This window comes from Brooklawnia sp. (assembly GCF_032229645.1).
Taxonomy (GTDB): domain Bacteria; phylum Actinomycetota; class Actinomycetes; order Propionibacteriales; family Propionibacteriaceae; genus Brooklawnia.
On record NZ_JAVTWX010000137.1, the window covers coordinates 1 to 458 of the forward strand.

1 protein-coding gene is annotated in these 458 nt (G+C 61.1%); it reads right to left on the minus strand.

Annotated elements, in window-relative coordinates; genetic code table 11:
• Nucleotides 1-122: 122 nt before the first annotated feature.
• On the minus strand, nt 123-386 hold the full coding sequence (locus AAFP05_RS11415; protein ID WP_341729181.1) for a DUF3039 domain-containing protein: 264 nt from the start codon (nt 384-386) through the stop codon (nt 123-125).
• Between the last annotated feature and the right edge of the window lie 72 nt (nt 387-458).

Genomic DNA, 458 nt, shown 5'->3' on the forward strand with positions numbered 1-458 from the left:
CTACCGAAATGCTCGGTGGCGCCAGCAGCGGCTACCGGGAATCGCAGCGACTACCGAATATCCGCTAGCTGCTGCTGTTTTCGGCAGTCGCTGAGGGGCATGGACGGAGACGGTGCGCTCGATCAGCGGTCCTTGCCCTTGTCCTTCCCCGATTGCAGGGACTCCCAAATCTCCTTGCACATCGGGCAGACAGGGAACCGTTCTGGATTGCGGGTCGGTACCCACACCTTGCCGCATAGGGCAACCACGGGAGTGCCCATCACCTGAGCCTCGGTCAGCTTGGCCTTCGGCACGAAGTGGCTGAAGCGTTCCTCGTCGCCCTCTTCATAGCGTTCTTCGACGCGTTCCCCGGTTACGGTCTGCGATCCCGGCGCTAATTGACTCATGCTTCAAGTGTGACACGCAAGGGTGAAGGGGTCGGTGCGTCCGCTCACAGCTTCCGCTCGTCCACATGAACT